The sequence below is a fragment of the Streptococcus sp. 2021WUSS109 genome, from assembly GCF_044427305.1.
In the GTDB taxonomy this organism is placed as follows: Bacteria; Bacillota; Bacilli; order Lactobacillales; family Streptococcaceae; genus Streptococcus; species Streptococcus suis.
In genome coordinates, this window is record NZ_JAOTGF010000012.1 from 59,195 (window position 1) to 76,303 (window position 17,109).

Genomic DNA, 17,109 nt, shown 5'->3' on the forward strand with positions numbered 1-17,109 from the left:
AGGATATTTTCGTGAAAAAGTTAATAACAATCTTTACAGTATTTTTTACAGTCATGTTCTATGCCTTGGGTATTCTAAAGGTTTCTGCTGAGGAATCTAGAAATTACAGTTTAACAATCAATGGTACAACAGCTGGTCATACCTATGAAGCCTACCAAATTTTTAAAGGTGAAATTTCAGAAGACGGTAAGACACTTTCAAATATTGGATGGGGCTCTGATGTTACACCTTTTACTTTTGAAGAAAAGAAAGAGGTAACGGATATTGTAGATTTATTAGGTAAGGAAAATGACGACTCTAACAAAGTTAAGGAGTTTGCATTTGAAGCCGGTAAACATTTAAAAGAGAACCCTTCAAAATCAGTTGTGAGTACCGCTGACAAGACAATTCTCTCTGGGTTAAAGCCAGGTTACTACCTAGTTAAAGATAAAGATTTCTCCCAAGAAGCGCAACAAGCTATGGATAAGAAAACAAATACTTCTTATACTCGCTTTATTTTGAAAGTTGTCGGAGATGCAGAAGCTACTTTGAAAAGTGACATTCCAACCGTTGAAAAGAAAGTTAAAGATAAAAATGATACCACAGGTGTAGAATCAAATTGGCAAGATGCAGCAGATTATGATTTTAATGACCAAGTTCCTTTTAAATTGACAGCAACCCTACCAAGTAATTTTGATGATTATCAAACATATAACCTTGAATTTGTTGATACTTTATCTAAGGGGTTGAAATATAATGAAGATGCTAAAATTTATTTAGAAAACGAAGGTAAAAATAGAGTTGAAGTCACAAACAAATTTAAAATTAATAAAAACATTAATGAACTTCAAATCTCTATTGAAAATTTGAAATCTATTGAAGATCAGAAAATCAATTCTAAAACTAAAGTGGTTGTAGAATATACAGCAACATTAACTTCAGAAGCTGTTATTGGTGGACAGGGAAACCGAAATGAAGTTGAGTTAGTGTACTCAAACAATCCTAACTCTAAAGGTGAAGGACAGGGTAGAACACCGAAAGATGTAGTTATTGTCTTTACATACCAAACCATTGTAAATAAGCAAGACCAGGATGGGAAGGCTTTGACAGGTGCAGGATTTACTCTTTATAAAAAAGTAAAGAATGATTGGAAAAAGGTTGGTGATGAAATAAAAGGTAGTGAACTAACTAAATTTGAATTTAAAGGCCTTGATGCTGGAGACTACAAATTAGAAGAAACTACCACTCCAAGTGGTTACAATACAATCAAGCCACTTGAGTTTACAATTACTGCGGAATACACTATTGAGTCTGCAATGCCAACATTGAACAAACTGTCAGGTAACGAAGAATTGAAATTTACTTCAAACTTGCAAGATGGCTCTCTCTCAACAAATGTCATTAATAAAAAAGGTTCATTACTGCCGTCAACAGGTAGCGTTGGGACAAAGATGCTTTACCTTATTGGGGCATTGTTTGCAATCAGTTCAGCAGTCCTTCTTGTGACGAAGAAACGTGTAGACCTTAAGTAAATTTGGAATAGGTTGGAAATTAAGCTAACTTGTTCGAACAGTCGTAGAGGTCAGATTTGAAGCGTAAAACATGAATCACTGAGATTTGCTTTGCAACTCCTATCTCTAACCTTTAACAGTCCACTGGACTGTTAAACCCAATCCACCACTACGCTGAGATGTAGACACGAACTCTGAGAAGCGAGGCTGGACTTTTTTCCCAGCCTCTTTTCCTATTATTTCAAAATGAGGTTATTATGATTTCCAGATCTAAAAATAATTACATAACGAGTCTGCTAGTCTTTTTCTTAATAACTGGCCTATTATTGTTATTATATCCAACAGTAAGTGATTATTGGAACTCACATTATCAATCAGAAGCAGTAGCTACTTATTCTGAGAAATTATTGGATATTTCAAAAGAAGAAAAACAAAAAATTTTAGAAAATGTCAGTGCATATAATAGCATGCTCGAAAAGGGGACAATACCTAATTTAAATATAGACAGTGTAGCTTTAAAAAAGTATGACTCAATTTTAAATATCACAGATACTGGTATTATGGGCTATGTAGAAATTCCTAAATTGCAGACAACGTTACCTATTTATCACGGAACGGATGATGCCGTATTGCAGGTAGCAGTAGGTCACCTTGCTGGGACTTCCCTTCCCATTGGCGGTCAGGGAAGTCACGCTGCTATTTCAGGACATCGGGGATTGCCTTCTGCAAAACTGTTTTCTGATTTAGATCAGCTGGTTATAGGGGACACATTTATGATACAAGTTTTAGATAACACTCTGACATACGAAATTGATAAAATTATTACGGTTACTCCAGATGATGTATCTCCTTTGATGATAGATCCGAATGAGGATTTCGTAACCCTTGTGACTTGCACACCTTATGGTGTTAATAGCCACCGATTATTAGTTAGAGGTCATCGAATTGAAAATCAACTACTTGCTAGGCAAGTAGTCTCAGAAGGATCAATTGTAAAACCTATACTGGTTTCTCCTTTTATTGCTTTATGTTTATTAGGACTACTTTGGAGTTTATTTTTTGTAAAAAAAGAAGTAAATTTGTTTATGTGACTTAGATAGTATCGCAAAGAATGTCAAACTATTCGACTTTGTTCTTTAGCTTTTAAGCTTAGGAAAGGGAGATTTTTCCAACTCCCAATCATCCAAAAGGTGAAATAGAAGATAAACCAAATGACGATATGTCAATGTCCTCTATACGCTAGAAAAAGGTGGCAAGCGAGCGGTCGGCTATGGCATTGAAATTCCCAAAGAATTTGAAGGCAAATTCAAGTTTGCCCGCCAACGCTCCAAACTAGCTGGGGAAATCCGTGGCAGCTTCTTTGTGGTTAAAGGGGACTATTTATAAAATAGCAAATCTGGGGAAACCCAGATTTTTTGTCGCATACTTGACTTCAAGGTATATAATAGATATACAAAACGAAGGGAGAATGAATATGAACATTAAAGAAGTTAGTGATGTAACAGGTCTATCGGCAGATACCATTCGCTACTATGAGCGGATAGGGCTTATTCCAAAAATTGCAAGAAAATCTTCTGGAGTAAGGGATTTTGTGGAAAATGATGTAGCCGTTTTGGAATTTGTTCGCTGTTTTAGGAGTGCTGGTATGTCTATTGAGCGCTTGATTGAGTATATGGGTTTGGGGCAGGCTGGCGATAGTACTGTGGAAGCCCGGATTGATTTACTAAAAGAGGAACGGGAAGTCCTGCAGTCATGATTGTTGGAAATTCAGCAAGCTCTAGAACGTTTAGATTATAAGATAGAAAATTACCAGACTATATTAAGAGGTGCAGAGGATCAATTGTTTACAGACGGCAGCGGTTCATGCAAAAAAGACAGAGAATAACTTTCTCTATCTTCATACTTCATTATTAATTTTTTCTGATAACTTGTCTGGGTTTAAATTTCTTCTTTAGTCCAATTTGAACCAAACGTAGTCCAAGAAAACCCGTCGCACTTGCCAATATGATGGCAATAAAAACAGGAATGCCTAAGGATAGATAGACATAACTAGCGATGACTGTTATCAAACTAAAAAATGCGATATTAACAAAAAACAACAATTCCTTTAGACGTTCTTTATTGGCATTTTTTGCTTGATAGGTTTGAAAATTAGCCTTTTTCTCTTTCGGGATATACTCTTCGTACTGGTACTCATGGGACTGATAGTGTCTTAATGGCATATCGTCTCCTTTTCTGCTCTTTAAAGAATACCATATCATTGATGAATTATTATGTCATTTATATTACAATAATGTTACAAGAAGGATATTAGAAAAGTCTGAATATTAAAACACGGCTAGTCACTTATCAGATATTTCTCTTTTTGATATAATTATCCTTATGGAAAAAATTATCATTACAGCAACAGCTGAAAGTATTGAGCAGGTCAAAGAACTGCTTGCAGCAGGAGTTGACCGTATTTATGTTGGGGAAGAGGACCATGCCCTTCGCATCCCAACAAATTTTACCTATGATGAACTTAGGGAAATAGCAGAGCTAGTTCATAGCGCTGGGAAGGAATTGACGGTCGCTGCTAATGCCCTCATGCACCAAGATATGATGGACAATATCAAACCGTTTATGGAGCTAATGAGGGAAATCAAGGTTGATTATCTGGTTGTCGGAGATACTGGAATTTTCTATATCAATAAACGTGATGGCTACAATTTCAAGCTAATCTATGATACATCTGTCTTTGTGACTTCCAGCCGTCAGATTAACTTTTGGAAAGATCATGGAGCAGTAGAGGCTGTTTTGGCAAGAGAGATTCCATCAGAAGAACTCTTTGATATTGCTAAGAACTTGGAAATGCCAGCGGAAATCTTGGTCTACGGCGCCTCTGTTATTCACCATTCTAAACGAACCTTGTTACAGAATTACTACAATTTTACAAAGGCTGATGAGACAGATTTGTCACGTGGACGCGGACTTTTCTTAGCTGAGCCGAGCGACCCAGATAGTCACTATTCTATCTTTGAGGACAAGCACGGTACCCATATCTTTATCAACAATGACATTGATATGATGACCAAGCTATCAGAATTAGATGAACATGGTTATCATAATTGGAAACTTGATGGTATCTATTGCCCTGGTCAGAACTTTGTTGAAATTGTTAAGCTTTTTGTTCAAGCAAGAGATTTGATTGAAAAAGGCGACTTCACTTATGATCAGGCCTTCCTTTTGGATGAACAGGTACGCAAGCTCCATCCAGCTGAACGTGGCTTGGATACAGGCTTCTACGAATTTGACCGTAATAAGGTTAAATAACAATATTTATAGCAGAATTTATTTACTTTAACCTGACAGAGTTAGCTCTGTCACTTACTATGTAAGGTCAGAGCACGAAAACGCCTTTGGGCGATTTTCTAAACTCTGCACTAGGTTTCCGAGTGAAACAACATCGTTTACAGTATTCTATCCTGGCAGAGTTAGCTCTGTCACTTACAATGTAAGGTCAGAGCACGAAAACGCCTTTGAGCGATTTTCTAAACTCTGCACTAGGTTTCCACATGGAAAAGTATCGTTTCATGTGGAAACCGTCGCAAATAGAGGAGATTTTACATGATGTCAAAAACATTAAAGCGTCCCGAGGTCTTGTCACCTGCTGGGACTTTGGAGAAATTGAAGGTAGCCATTGATTATGGTGCTGATGCGGTCTTTGTTGGCGGCCAGGCCTACGGTCTGCGTAGCCGAGCTGGTAACTTTACCATGGACGAGATGCGGGAAGGAATTGAATATGCCCATGCCCGTGGTGCCAAGGTCTATGTAGCTGCCAACATGGTCACCCACGAAGGTAATGAAGAAGGAGCAGGAGCCTGGTTCCGTGAATTGCGTGACATGGGCTTGGATGCCGTTATCGTATCTGACCCGGCCCTCATCGTTATCTGTGCAACCGAAGCGCCAGGCCTTGAAATCCACCTGTCTACCCAGGCTTCATCAACTAACTATGAGACCTTCGAGTTCTGGAAGGAATTGGGCTTGACTCGTGTCGTCCTGGCCCGCGAAGTGACTATGGAAGAGGTGGCTGAAATCCGTAGACGGACAGACGTTGAAATCGAAGCCTTTGTTCACGGAGCTATGTGTATTTCCTATTCAGGTCGCTGCGTTCTCTCTAACCACATGAGCAAACGCGATGCTAACCGCGGTGGCTGCTCCCAGTCTTGCCGTTGGAAGTACAATCTCTACGACCTCCCATTTGGTGAAGAACGCCGTTCGATTAAAGGGGAAATCCCAGAGGAGTTCTCCATGTCTGCGGTGGACATGTGTATGATCGACCATATTCCAGATATGATTGAAAACGGGGTCGATAGCCTGAAAATCGAAGGCCGTATGAAATCTGTCCACTACGTATCAACAGTGACCAACTGCTACAAGGCTGCGGTAGATGCCTATCTTGAAAGCCCAGAAAAGTTTGAAGCGATCAAGCAAGACCTGATTGATGAGATGTGGAAGGTTGCCCAACGTGAATTGGCGACAGGTTTCTACTATAGCCCGCCGAGTGAAAATGAGCAACTCTTTGGAGCCCGCCGTAAGATTCCAGAATACAAATTTATCGCCGAAGTAGTGGCTTTTGACAAGGAAACCATGACTGCAACCATTCGTCAGCGTAATGTTATCAACGAAGGTGACCAAGTAGAGTTTTACGGACCAGGTTTCCGTCATTTTGAAACGACTATTCAGGACTTGCATGATTCAAATGGAGAAAAGATTGACCGCGCCAACAAGCCGATGGAACTCTTAACTATTAAGCTGGACCGTGAAATCTATCCTGGTGACATGATTCGTGCCTGCAAATCAGGCCTTATCAATCTCTACCAAGAAGATGGACAATCCTTAACTATTCGTGCATAAACATAAAAAGGCCGAAATTTCAGCCTCAGAACGTAGACAAACTCTTAAAAATATAAAAAATTGAAGAAGTTTGCGAAAGATAGCAAGTCATTAAACTCTTAGAAACATTGATATTTCGGCGTTTCTGAGAGTTTTTAATTTTCAACATAAAGAAAAAAGATTGAAGAAAATTGTCCAAAATGGACTTTTTCTTCAATCTGCAAGACCGAAATTTCAGCCTTTTGTTTGTTGTTGAGAAGTCTTGATGCTATCTGGAACCAAGGTAACTTTTTTTATGTCCTCGATTTTTATAATGCTGGTAACCTGACGTTTGAAATTTTTCATGATAATCCGTTGGCGATCGGTATCATATTTCACAATGTCACCTGTGAAACTACGATCACCATAGATGACATGGACTGCAGCTTTTTTATATAAAGCCAGCTCCAAGTTATTCTTGATATCTTCCTTGCTATCTGGCTCAATAGACTTAGGAGCTTTGCCATGTTCTAAAAAGACGGTGAACTGCTCGAAAATAACTTCTAAAAACCTCTTCATGGCATAATCCTTTCAAACTTGATATAATTATATTATCTAATTTTTATAAAAATGACAAGCTTTTTCGAATAGATAAGTGAGGAGGTAACAAATGGCAGAATTTACATTTGAAATTGAAGAAAAATTATTGGTCTTATCTGAAAATGATAAAGGATGGACCAAGGAGCTTAATCGAGTATCTTTTAATGGCGCACCAGCCAAGTATGACATCCGTACCTGGAGTCCTGACCATACCAAGATGGGGAAAGGCATCACTCTTAGCAATGAGGAATTTCAAGTTCTACTCGACGCGTTTGCTAATAAATAAATGAAGGAAGCCTAAGCGAAGAAGGAATAATTCTACAAAGTGAATAATAATGAAGAGAACATTATGGATTAGATTATGTGTCCATAATGTTTTTTATTTGAAATTCGGAAAAACATAACTAATTTAATATTTCACTAATTTAATATTTTTTTGATATTCAATAAAATTTATAAAAATTAGGAAAAAAGTATTGACATTTGTAAGCGATTGCAATAAAATTAACTTAACTTAAACGTTTAAGTTAAGTTGGAAAAATATTAATATCCGAGGTGGTATCATGAAAAAATGTCTATATTTTTTGACTATTGCAGTACTTTCTTTAAATTTGGTTGCCTGCACTCAAGCTTCCCAAGAAGCAAATTCGACTAATTCAGTTGTTTCTGAAGCTTCAAACTACAAAGTTACTTACTATGACAGTGATGGCACAACAGTTTTAAAAACTGAGCAAGTAAAATCAACAGGAGATATACTAAAATACACTCCTTCAAAGGAGGGAAAAACCTTTGTTGGATGGTATGTAAAACCAGATTTTTCACGAAAATTCACTGAGAGTAGTAATATTACAAGCGATTTATCCTTATACGCTGGTTTCTCAGCTTATAAAGAAGATACCCGGAGTTTTATTGTTGTAGGGAATGGAAATAGTGAGATTCTTAAAGAATCAAATTGGGGGGCAAACGTAAGTGATAAGCATAAACTCATAAAAGAGGAAAGTAACGAAAGCAATATTTATTCGATTACAATGAATTTAGAAGAAGGCGACGAATTTCAATTTGCAATAAATAGTAGTTGGGAAAATCAAAGAGGGTTTGGATATTTGGAGACAATTGAGAAAGATGGTGTAACTTATTTTGAAAATTCTGGGGGTCTTGGTGAAACTTCAAGCAAACGGTCGAATATTAAGATTGCAAAATCAGGAACATATACATTTACTTTAATTACACATCCTGCTGAAGATACTTATGACACTGAAAATTCCGAATATTCAGAAGCAAAGAAAGAATCCTTTAATATAAATAATTTTGATACGATTGCTTGGACGTATGAAAACTAGTAAGTTTAAAAAATGAATTAGATTATCTAACCGTTTGTGAAATTTTAAAAAAGCGAGTTTTTTCAACAAGATAAAAAATTTGTTGAAAAACTCGCTGACACAGGAGTGAAGGAATTTTTAAGGGAGAAAATTGTTTCCTCCCTTATCCAGTTTGATTTTAATTTTTGACAATTTAGTTAAATTATTTAAATATTTTGTTGTTCATTTGGAGTGACACTGTTTATTAGTTTTTCTTTTATTATTTGTTATCTCACCACGTCAAATTCAAGTTACGCTTGCAGTTTATGATGAGAACCAAGTTTGTTCAATTTTCAATCGTCAATTGTTTCATAAATAGTTAGAGTTATTACAATAAATAAACAAAATGGTGGTGCTTTATATGTCTGAGGAGGGACTTGAAAATGAGTAAGTATTAGCATGTAATCTCGAGAAATAGCTACTCTAACTTTCTAAACAACAATGTTATGATTATTGATTTCAATACGCTGTGAAGCCCATTCGATAGCTTGAAAAATTTTTTCAAATTTTTCATCTGAGAAACCTGAGATATACAATTTGTTGTAATAGTTCGAGATTAATTGTTCCAAGATTGAATCAATAATTAAAACATTTTTGTAATCAAAGTTATCTAGTTCTTCCACTGATTTAACGTATTTAATTGAAGAAAATGTATTTTGAATTAATTCTTTTCTTTTTTCATCATTTATTGGCAGAGATACAAAAGTAAAAGTAGTCTCTCCAAAATATTGTATAGCCTGTTTTTTTAATTTTTGAAAATCTGAATTTATTTGAAAAAACACAGGATCATCAATAAAACTATCAAGGGCAATTAGAGGCGAGAAATTGGCATTCCCGATTTTATAGAAATCTTCCTTAGCCACGTCAAGAGTTAATATTACATCAGCTAAATCTATTTTTTCAATGTAATGTTCACTAAGACACATTAAATAGTAATTTTTATTATGTAGAAAGTTCGTTAATTTATTGATGAAATGAAGTTGCTCGGCTTTTTGCAAATAGGACTCGGCTTCCTTGTAGTGAAGGGCAACAATTTGCGATTTTTGAGTTACAAGTGACTTTGCGGCTTGGTTAGGAGTATAGTCCAATAAATTAATAATTTGTAGAACTTTATTACGCGTTTCAGGACTAATTTTTTGGTCTTCACGATTGTTGATAATGTAGGAAACAGTAGCAACGGAGACCCCGGCCTCACGTGCAACGTCTTTTATGGTAATCTTTTTCATAGGATTGTTATATAAAAAAAAAAACAAAAAGTCAACTTAAAAATAATGTAGGAGATGTAAGTGATGAATGAAGCAGGAATTTTGCATATCCCAGATTCAAGATATTGTTTTGCAATAGATCAAAATGAAGTTGTAATTAGGATACGAACGGCCAAAGAGGATAGAGACACACATATCTATCTTGTATATGGAAAAAAATATGATTATCATTTCGACAGGAAGGAGTTAAGAGTTCCACTTCGTTATGAGGATAATACATTTGCATATTTTGAAATAAATTTAAAAGTTACGGATACAAGATTAGCATATATCTTTAGACTAGAAAAAAATACACAAAGCTATTTTTTCAGTGAAGATGGGTTAACTGAGCATTATCATTTTGAGACTGGTTTTTATAATTTTTTTCAAATGCCCTACATTAATCAAATTGATATTTTTCCTACAGTTGACTGGTTGAAGGAGAGTACTTTCTATCAAATTTTTATTGATCGATTTGCTAAAGGTGATAACTTAAAAAACCAGTCCTACATTGATATGTCTTGGGGGGATCTGCCAACATCTAAAAGTTTTGCTGGTGGAGATTTGAGAGGAATTATTAATCAATTGGATTATCTTTTAGATTTGGGAATTAATGCTTTGTATTTAACTCCTATTTTTAAATCCCCCACCAATCATAAGTATGATATTGAAAATTATTATGAGATTGATGAACAATTTGGGACTTTAGCAGATTTAAAAGAACTTGTTAGTAAGTGTCATCAGCGAGGGATAAGAGTTGTTCTGGATGCTGTTTTTAATCATTGCAGTATGAATTCAAAAGAATTTATTGATGTAATCAACCAAGGGAAGGATTCTCCGTATTATGATTGGTTTATGATTGATGGTGATTTCCCTGATATTGAAAAGGTTAATTATGAATGCTTTGCTTCGTGCTACTATATGCCAAAATGGAACACCTCGAATGCAGAAGTTAGAAAACATTTGATAGATATTGGACTGTACTGGATTAAAGAAGCAAATATTGATGGATGGCGATTGGATGTATCTGATGAGGTTTCTCATCAATTTTGGAGACAATTTAGATTGGCAATCAAGGATGTGAAGCAAGATTGTGTTTTAATTGGTGAAAATTGGCATGATGCATATCCATATTTAATGGGAGATCAATATGATAGTATAATGAACTATGCTTTTACAAAAGCAAGTTTAGATTGTTTCGCATTTGACCGATTTAAGGCTAAAGATTTAGTGGAACGACTGAATCATATTTTGATGAGGAATCAAACACAGGTTAACCAAATGAATTTAAATTTATTGGATTCCCATGATACACATCGAATCTTTACACAGGTTGGAAATTCAAAAGATAAAGTATTAGCTGCTTTGGCTTTAATGTTTATTTTTCCAGGTGTTCCATGTATCTATTATGGAACAGAAATATGTTTGGAAGGAGGATACGATCCCGATTCACGTAGGACCTTTAATTGGAACACAGAGGAATGGGATAACGAATTTTTAAACAATATTAAAGCAATCATATCTACAAGAAAAAATACCTCAATCCAGAATGGTGATATATCAATTCTGAATAAAGGAGAATTGGTTCATGTGGAGCGTAAGTGGCAAGAAAAGAGTGTGCATTTCCTCTTAAATTTGGATGAAAAAAAACAGAAGATTTGCTTTGAAGGCACTCCTCTTGTATCTAGGGGATTAGATAGTGATGGATTCTTGTCACGATATGGGTATATTTTTTATGAATTTTAGGTGAAAAAAATGAAACTCAAAACACTTTATGCTATATCTGTAACTGCAATTACAAGCTTGTTTTTAGCTAGTGTTAGTCCACCGATTATTCCTAACAAGAATCAATCAACGAATGACAGTATGATATTTACTGGAAAACTTGAAAATGGGGCTACAATTAAAGTTCTTGAAAACAATACAGCAATTTCAAAGGGATATTTTGCTGAACTGATTGCAGCATTTAATGAAATGTATGCTGATGAAAATATTATAGCAGTAGATGCAAATATAGATCAGTATGTTGATTTGGCTAATGATGGTCCTTATGGTTATGGACCGGATGTTCTGTATCAGGCTAATGATGTCATTATGAAATATGCAGAAGATAAACACATTTATCCCCTCCCAATAAAAGATTTGGATGCATATGAAACAACTTCTTCAATGGCATGGAAAGCATTTGAATATCATCTAGATGGAACAACATATACTCTAGGTGTCCCTGTGAATGTTCAGACACCTATGCTGTATTATCGCAAAGATTTACTACCAGTTGATTGGGAAAGTAAGTGGGATGACAATAAAAATCAAATCCCAGACATGGTTGAAACTTGGTCAAGTTTACTGAGATTTTCACAAGAACGTCATGCTGCCGATTCTTCTAAATATGGCTATATGAAATCCTTGTATGATTCATATTTTTCAAGCGGTTTCTTGTTTTCTTATGGTGCATATATTTTTGGAAATGATAATTTAGATACAAATGATATTGGATTTGCATCAGGGGATGCGGAAAAAGGTGCAAAAGTTATTCAGCAATTGGCTTCAGCTATGAATGAAGAAAGTGTTGATGATACGATAACTACAAGTGCATATAGTAAACTTGCAGATGGGACTTTTTTTGCAACAATGTCTACACCAGATGTTTATTCAACCTTTTTAGATGAATTGATTCAATATTATGAACACCAAGGGATGTCTACAATTGAGGCAGAGACTTTAGCAAGTGAGAATCTGGTAATGGTTAATTTACCTCAATTACCTAAAAGTGGTGATTTAACGGATGTTAATTCGGAGTTGATTGACACAAAAACAATGGGAGGAGTGAATGGCTATGCAATTAGTGCTTATACTCCTTGTCCAAATGCAAGTCTTGCCTTTGTAAATTTTGCTACAAATTATGAAAATATTTTAAAACGATATGAAATGTTGGGTATTGTGCCTACCAGATCAGATGTAATAAAGGAAATCGGCGGAATTTCAGAAGCAGTGTATGGAGAGCTCGAAAATAATAATATTGTATTAATGCCATCAAATTCGGCTGTATCACAAATTTGGACCCCTACTCAAACATTTTTTGCTGATATTACTAAAGATGTTTTTCGCGCAGAATCAGAGAAAAAATTTAGAACTAATCAAGATCTTAAACAAGGACTTGAAAAAGTGGCTCAGCAAATTAGTGATGCCATTCATACACTAGAATAGGAGAAAATATGTTTAAGCATGGAAAAATAGATTTGAGAAAAGCATCTGTCGAAGCTAAAACATCTTTATTTTGCATGGGTTTTGGCCAATTTCTTCTCGGTCAAAAATTTAAAGGAATACTATTTTTGGGAATTGAATTATTTTTCTTAAGTTATTTATTTTTTAGAGGCTTTAGAGATATAATAGGATTCTTTACACTTGGAACACAAAAAGCAGACACCTGGTTTGGAATAGAAGGTGACAATTCGATCATCATGTTACTCATGGGAATTTTGGGTTTCATAATATTTTCACTAGCTATATATTTGTATGTTATAAATATCAAAGATGCATTATATGTTGATCAATTAATACGTGAAGGAAAAAAGATTCCATCGTTCCGTGAGGAGATAAAAATTTCAATTGATAGAAACTTTCCAGCTTTTGTCCTATTTTTTCCAGTTTTAGGAATTATGGTGTTTAGTGTCCTTCCAATTATTTTTATGATATTAATTGCTTTTACGAATTATGGTGGAAAAATTGTTCCTCCAGAATTAGTAAGCTGGATTGGACTTAAAAATTTTGTAAAAATAGTCTCTTTGACTCAATTTGCTCCAACTTTTTTTAAAATCTTAAGCTGGAATATTTTGTGGGCAGTTCTGTCTACAGGTTTAAACTATTTTGGTGGTTTATCCTTAGCATTACTTTTTTCAAATAAACGTGTCAAATGGAAAGTGGTTTGGAGAGCTTTTCCTATTTTGGCTTATGCTATACCTGGTTTTATTAGCTTATTGGCATTTAAATTCATGTTTTCTTATGGTGGTCCAATCAATCAACTTTTGCAAAACCAGGGGTTTCAAGCAATAGGGTTTCTTGATGTTGATGCCAAGTGGTCAGCTCGTGTCATTGGCCTTATGGTAAACGCTTGGATTGGAGTACCATCAATTATGCTATTAGTAACTGGTTTGTTATCCAATCGGGACGCATCACTTTATGAAGCAGCAGAAATTGATGGTGCAAATAAGTGGGCACAATTTACAAAAATTACTTTTCCCTATATATTGACAGCGACAACGCCAGTCCTTATCGGTCAGTTTGTCGGTAATTTCAATAACTTTGGGATCTTTTATTTCCTAAGAGGTGGGTTATATTTAGATGATTATTTTCTAGCAAGTGATACAGATTTACTAATTAATTGGTTATACAATCTTTCAATTGATAATAATTATTATAGTATAGGGGCTACTATTAGTCTAATAATCTTCTTATTAACTTCTGTTATTTCGCTTTCTGTCTACGTTCGAACATCTTCTTATAAGGAAGGAGGTAGATTTTTATGAGAAAATGGTCTCACTTTTTACAAAGTACAGGGATATATTGCATGCTTATTTTGGTAAGTTTTGTCTTTCTCTTTCCCTGTATTTGGTTGATATTAGCCTCATTTTCTCAATCAGGCACTATTTATTCATTTGATGGCTTTTTTCCAACATCTTATAGTTTAAAAAGTTTTATAACTTTGTTTACAGATACAGATCTATATAACTACCCGAGATGGTTCTTAAATACGTTGTTTATTGCAAGTATGAGCTGTATACTGGGAACATTTTTAGTCATATTAACAGCATACGCAATGTCTCGTTTTTATTTTAATGGAAAGAATGCATTAATGAAGACAACAATGGTACTAGGTATGTTTCCGTCATTTATGGGGATGATTGCTGTTTATTTGCTGATGACTCAATTTAACCTAATTAATCAATTGTGGGGATTGGTATTAATATATAGTGCAGCAGCTCCAATGGGTTATTTAACCCAAAAAGGTTTTTTTGATACCATTTCTTATAGCATTGATGAAGCAGCCCGAATGGATGGAGCTACGAGTTTTCAAATTTTTTGGCATATCCACTTGCCGTTGTCTAGGCCGATTATTACATATACAGCATTAACCAATTTTGCATGGCCATGGAGTGACTTCATTTTACCAAAATTATTATTGAAGGAAAAAAATCTTTATACCGTTGCTGTTGGCTTGATGAATTTAGATGAGACAGAGTTTGCACGTTTTGCAGCAGGAAGTATATTTATTGCGGTTCCAATTGTAGTGTTATATTTCTTGCTAATAAAAAATATGGTCAATGGTTTGACCGCTGGAGCAGTAAAATAAGAGGTGAATGATGAAGAAATTTTATTGGAAAGATTATTTAATGACACTGCCTATTATTATCTTATTTTAGTTACAACAAAATTTAGTGTTATTAATGCAGAAAGTTATAATTCAATTAACAATAAGGTTGATTTTTCATCGGATGTTATTTACCAAATTATTACCGATAGGTTTTATGATGGTGATTCGACTAATAATCCATCAGGTGAGATTTTTGATACTACAAATCTTAGGAAGTATCATGGAGGAGATTGGCGAGGAATAATAAAGAAGATTCAGGATGGCTATTTAACAGATCTCGGAATTACAGCAATTTGGATATCTTCACCTGTTGAAAATATTACTAGTATAGACCCTACTAGTAATAGTGCTTCATATCATGGTTATTGGGCTAGAGACTTCTTTAATACTAATTCTGCTTTTGGGACACAAGAGGATTTTAAAGAATTGGTATCCATTGCACATGAAAATAATATTAAAATAGTAATTGATTTTGCTCCGAATCATACTTCAACCGCAGAATATTCGGGCTATTCTTTTCCTGAAGATGGGGCTTTATTTAGAAATGGAAATTTAATTGGGACATTCTCAAATGATGTTGATGGTATATTTAATCATGAGTCTTGGACGGACTATAGCACTTATGAAAATGGGATTTATCATAGTTTATATGGATTGGCAGATTTGAATAATATTAATCCAACTATTGATAAATATCTTAAAGACGCGGTTAAATAATTCAGCATTAAAAAGCCCGTCATATCAAGCTTTCTAGCCTGTCCGACGGGCTTTTTTCTGTGTTTTGGGGCATTTTTGGGGCATAAAATCAGTATTTTTCCATGATTTCAGCTACATTTGCCTTGAGTTTCTTTGTGACATGGGTGTAAATTTGGGTTGTTGTCTTAGCATCTGCATGTCCGACACGGTCCATGATGGCTTTCAAGGGAACTCTGTTTTCTGCTAGACGGCTGACAAGGGTATGACGGAAGATGTGGCTGGTCAAGTTTTTCTGAATTGGTTTTTCAAGCCGTTCATTAGCTTTTTTTAAGGCCAGGTTGAAGGAATTGGTCTGGATTGGAACACCATTCTTAGTCGTGAAGATATAGCCCATGTCCTTGTACCGTGGATTGGTATTTTTTTCTAGCTCATTCATGAATTCCAATTCCTCTATAATCTCCATTTCTCGTTTGGTCATGAATGTTTCACGATAGGAAGCGTTGGTTTTTGGGGTCGTTTTCTCACCATTACGATAGCCTTCAGTATGGTCGTATGTACCGTGTAATTGTAAAATCTTGGTCTCAAAATCACGGTTTTCTGGCTCAAGGCTGACAGCTTCGCCGATACGGCAACCATTAAGGCTCATAAATTCTGCTAGTAATGCAGTTCGGTATGTGCTAGGTCGCCTGAATAATTCCTTTAGCAGTGGCTTTATTTCGTCTTCCTCAAGATATTTTTCTTCAATCTTTTTCCAGTCTTCCAAGGTCTTTTTTATCCGTGGAAGTTTGGCCCGTCTAGCAGGATTGTCTTTGATGATGTCCAGGTCGACTGCATAATCAAAAGCAAGGTTCAACATGGATTTTGTACGCTCTTTCTTATTCCTAGAGCAATCTAGGTTGTCTAGGTAATTTTGGACATATTTTGGGTCAATATTGACTACTTTGATACCCAGACCAAAACTGTCTCTGATTTCCTTAATATTACCCTTCAGAGAAGCGATTGAAGTGCGTTTGATTTCTTGCTGGTAGAAAGTCCACCATTGGTCGAATAAATCAGTAAATAGCATTTCAGAGCTTTTCAGCTTGCTGAGGATGTCCGCTATCTTTGCATCCAGTATTTTCTGGGCCTCTTTTCTGATCCGTGGAGTATCCTTCTCCATGAGGACGGATGTCCTTTTCCATTTCTGCGTATAAGGGTCACGGTATCTTTCAACAAAATTCACTTTTCCGGATTCATGTGCTTCTGGCCACATTGATTTTACCTCATTTCTGTGTTAAAATGGGTATAAAGAAAATGGCTTTTTAATGCCTAATTCTTTATACATGTTGCCTTGCGCTCTCCTCGACCAAAATTTGAGCGTAGGGCTTTTTTTATTTTTTTCTAAAGTATGCTATAATGTAATCAAAAATAGCAGGCAGGTGGTAAATATGGTTAAGGTTAGAAAAATTCCAGTGGTGGTTGACGCAGAGCAAATCAGTGAAGTACAGTATATA

The 17,109-nt window shown here is 35.4% G+C and carries 15 protein-coding genes and 3 pseudogenes; 14 read left to right on the forward strand and 4 right to left on the reverse strand.

Annotation, left to right across the window (positions count from 1 at the left end; translation table 11 throughout):
• Positions 1-11 precede the first annotated feature (11 nt).
• From ODU37_RS06315 to nmlR, 4 genes and pseudogenes are all read left to right on the forward strand, one after another.
• Positions 12-1,511 carry an isopeptide-forming domain-containing fimbrial protein gene (locus tag ODU37_RS06315; RefSeq protein ID WP_105202237.1) on the forward strand — a complete coding sequence of 500 codons (1,500 nt, stop codon included), beginning with the start codon at positions 12-14 and terminating at the stop codon, positions 1,509-1,511.
• A 236-nt stretch (positions 1,512-1,747) separates the two neighbouring features.
• Positions 1,748-2,581: a class C sortase gene (locus ODU37_RS06320; protein WP_023369578.1), complete on the forward strand. Its 834-nt coding sequence runs from the start codon at positions 1,748-1,750 to the stop codon at positions 2,579-2,581.
• Positions 2,582-2,711: 130 nt separating this feature from the next.
• Positions 2,712-2,876: pseudogene (locus ODU37_RS06325) on the forward strand (phage tail protein); the annotation flags it as partial.
• Between the two features lie 88 nt (positions 2,877-2,964).
• Positions 2,965-3,375: pseudogene (gene nmlR / locus ODU37_RS06330) on the forward strand (stress response transcriptional regulator NmlR).
• Positions 3,376-3,400: 25 nt separating this feature from the next.
• On the opposite strand, the gene ODU37_RS06335 reads toward nmlR, so the two are convergent.
• The gene (locus ODU37_RS06335; protein WP_105202236.1) at positions 3,401-3,712 is read right to left on the reverse strand and encodes a DUF3270 domain-containing protein; all 312 of its coding nucleotides are present in this window, start codon (positions 3,710-3,712) and stop codon (positions 3,401-3,403) included.
• Positions 3,713-3,872: 160 nt separating this feature from the next.
• Here ODU37_RS06335 and ODU37_RS06340 point away from each other — a divergent pair, with 160 nt between their 5' ends.
• Together ODU37_RS06340 and ODU37_RS06345 are read left to right on the forward strand one after the other, a co-directional pair.
• Positions 3,873-4,802 (forward strand): peptidase U32 family protein, encoded by a 930-nt coding sequence (locus tag ODU37_RS06340; RefSeq protein ID WP_002942891.1) that lies wholly within the window; start codon positions 3,873-3,875, stop codon positions 4,800-4,802.
• A 297-nt stretch (positions 4,803-5,099) separates the two neighbouring features.
• The gene (locus ODU37_RS06345) at positions 5,100-6,386 is read left to right on the forward strand and encodes a U32 family peptidase (protein WP_024411202.1); all 1,287 of its coding nucleotides are present in this window, start codon (positions 5,100-5,102) and stop codon (positions 6,384-6,386) included.
• Positions 6,387-6,599: 213 nt separating this feature from the next.
• Here the strand turns inward: ODU37_RS06345 and ODU37_RS06350 are convergent, their stop codons facing one another.
• Positions 6,600-6,923, reverse strand: coding sequence for a hypothetical protein (locus tag ODU37_RS06350; RefSeq protein ID WP_024388316.1), 324 nt, complete (start codon positions 6,921-6,923; stop codon positions 6,600-6,602).
• Positions 6,924-7,014: 91 nt separating this feature from the next.
• On the opposite strand from ODU37_RS06350, the gene ODU37_RS06355 reads away from it, so the two are divergent.
• Both ODU37_RS06355 and ODU37_RS06360 read left to right on the forward strand, forming a co-directional pair.
• Positions 7,015-7,230 carry a YdbC family protein gene (locus tag ODU37_RS06355; protein ID WP_004194749.1) on the forward strand — a complete coding sequence of 72 codons (216 nt, stop codon included), beginning with the start codon at positions 7,015-7,017 and terminating at the stop codon, positions 7,228-7,230.
• 277 nt (positions 7,231-7,507) lie between these two features.
• Complete coding sequence (locus tag ODU37_RS06360) at positions 7,508-8,284, forward strand: InlB B-repeat-containing protein (protein WP_105105979.1); 777 nt, start codon at positions 7,508-7,510, stop codon at positions 8,282-8,284.
• 449 nt (positions 8,285-8,733) lie between these two features.
• Here ODU37_RS06360 and ODU37_RS06365 read toward each other — a convergent pair whose 3' ends face one another.
• Positions 8,734-9,528, reverse strand: a complete 795-nt coding sequence (locus ODU37_RS06365; protein ID WP_023369586.1) for a LacI family DNA-binding transcriptional regulator — start codon at positions 9,526-9,528, stop codon at positions 8,734-8,736.
• 63 nt (positions 9,529-9,591) lie between these two features.
• Between ODU37_RS06365 and ODU37_RS06370 the strand changes: the two genes are divergently transcribed.
• Genes ODU37_RS06370 through ODU37_RS06390 form a run of 5 tightly spaced genes read left to right on the forward strand, consistent with a single transcriptional unit; the run spans position 9,592 to position 15,637 of the window.
• Positions 9,592-11,292 (forward strand): glycoside hydrolase family 13 protein, encoded by a 1,701-nt coding sequence (locus ODU37_RS06370; RefSeq protein ID WP_105148325.1) that lies wholly within the window; start codon positions 9,592-9,594, stop codon positions 11,290-11,292.
• 9 nt (positions 11,293-11,301) lie between these two features.
• Positions 11,302-12,756, forward strand: a complete 1,455-nt coding sequence (locus ODU37_RS06375; RefSeq protein WP_249562206.1) for an extracellular solute-binding protein — start codon at positions 11,302-11,304, stop codon at positions 12,754-12,756.
• A gap of 8 nt (positions 12,757-12,764) precedes the next feature.
• Complete coding sequence (locus ODU37_RS06380) at positions 12,765-14,075, forward strand: carbohydrate ABC transporter permease (protein WP_249562205.1); 1,311 nt, start codon at positions 12,765-12,767, stop codon at positions 14,073-14,075.
• Complete coding sequence (locus ODU37_RS06385; protein WP_249562204.1) at positions 14,072-14,899, forward strand: sugar ABC transporter permease; 828 nt, start codon at positions 14,072-14,074, stop codon at positions 14,897-14,899. The genes ODU37_RS06380 and ODU37_RS06385 overlap by 4 nt, the downstream gene beginning before the upstream one ends.
• Before the next feature lie 3 nt (positions 14,900-14,902).
• Positions 14,903-15,637: an alpha-amylase family glycosyl hydrolase gene (locus ODU37_RS06390; RefSeq protein WP_347269325.1), complete on the forward strand. Its 735-nt coding sequence runs from the start codon at positions 14,903-14,905 to the stop codon at positions 15,635-15,637.
• 88 nt (positions 15,638-15,725) lie between these two features.
• Here ODU37_RS06390 and ODU37_RS06395 read toward each other — a convergent pair whose 3' ends face one another.
• Positions 15,726-16,868 carry a site-specific integrase gene (locus ODU37_RS06395; RefSeq protein ID WP_249562203.1) on the reverse strand — a complete coding sequence of 381 codons (1,143 nt, stop codon included), beginning with the start codon at positions 16,866-16,868 and terminating at the stop codon, positions 15,726-15,728.
• Positions 16,869-16,920: 52 nt separating this feature from the next.
• On the opposite strand from ODU37_RS06395, the pseudogene ODU37_RS06400 reads away from it, so the two are divergent.
• Positions 16,921-17,109, forward strand: a pseudogene (locus ODU37_RS06400) (hypothetical protein); the annotation flags it as partial.

Coding starts and splice junctions, on each gene's coding strand:
- ODU37_RS06320 (WP_023369578.1), top strand. CDS start 1,748: ATGATTTCCAGATCTAAAAATAATTACATAACGAGTCTGCTAGTCTTT.
- ODU37_RS06335 (WP_105202236.1), bottom strand. CDS start 3,712: ATGCCATTAAGACACTATCAGTCCCATGAGTACCAGTACGAAGAGTAT.
- ODU37_RS06340 (WP_002942891.1), top strand. CDS start 3,873: ATGGAAAAAATTATCATTACAGCAACAGCTGAAAGTATTGAGCAGGTC.
- ODU37_RS06345 (WP_024411202.1), top strand. CDS start 5,100: ATGTCAAAAACATTAAAGCGTCCCGAGGTCTTGTCACCTGCTGGGACT.
- ODU37_RS06350 (WP_024388316.1), bottom strand. CDS start 6,923: ATGAAGAGGTTTTTAGAAGTTATTTTCGAGCAGTTCACCGTCTTTTTA.
- ODU37_RS06355 (WP_004194749.1), top strand. CDS start 7,015: ATGGCAGAATTTACATTTGAAATTGAAGAAAAATTATTGGTCTTATCT.
- ODU37_RS06360 (WP_105105979.1), top strand. CDS start 7,508: ATGAAAAAATGTCTATATTTTTTGACTATTGCAGTACTTTCTTTAAAT.
- ODU37_RS06365 (WP_023369586.1), bottom strand. CDS start 9,528: ATGAAAAAGATTACCATAAAAGACGTTGCACGTGAGGCCGGGGTCTCC.
- ODU37_RS06370 (WP_105148325.1), top strand. CDS start 9,592: ATGAATGAAGCAGGAATTTTGCATATCCCAGATTCAAGATATTGTTTT.
- ODU37_RS06375 (WP_249562206.1), top strand. CDS start 11,302: ATGAAACTCAAAACACTTTATGCTATATCTGTAACTGCAATTACAAGC.
- ODU37_RS06380 (WP_249562205.1), top strand. CDS start 12,765: ATGTTTAAGCATGGAAAAATAGATTTGAGAAAAGCATCTGTCGAAGCT.
- ODU37_RS06385 (WP_249562204.1), top strand. CDS start 14,072: ATGAGAAAATGGTCTCACTTTTTACAAAGTACAGGGATATATTGCATG.
- ODU37_RS06395 (WP_249562203.1), bottom strand. CDS start 16,868: ATGTGGCCAGAAGCACATGAATCCGGAAAAGTGAATTTTGTTGAAAGA.